This window comes from Gemmiger formicilis, assembly GCF_016901605.1.
Lineage (GTDB): Bacteria > Bacillota > Clostridia > Oscillospirales > Ruminococcaceae > Gemmiger > Gemmiger formicilis_B.
Map to the genome: position 1 here is coordinate 1 of NZ_JACJKP010000854.1, position 220 is coordinate 220.

At 58.2% G+C, this 220-nt stretch carries 1 protein-coding gene; it reads left to right on the forward strand.

What is annotated here, in order from left to right:
- Nucleotides 1-96: 96 nt before the first annotated feature.
- A partial coding sequence (locus H6B10_RS18395) for a F0F1 ATP synthase subunit gamma (RefSeq protein ID WP_345941877.1) occupies nt 97-220 on the forward strand: 124 nt, incomplete at its 3' end.

Below are 220 nucleotides of genomic sequence, written 5' to 3' on the forward strand. Positions count from 1 at the left end.
GAAGGCATCCCGGTCCAGGGGCAACAGCTTGATCATGCGGGGTTCCATCGTCATGGGGGTGACCATCTCGGTATAGACCACATACACTTCATCGATATGCCCTTTGCGGAACAGGTGCTCAGCCATATTGTGCCGGGTTACCTCAAGAGCGTGCTGTTCGGTGCACTGGTGGAGTCCTTCTGCTCCGAGCAGAACGCCCGCATGAGCGCCATGGACACCG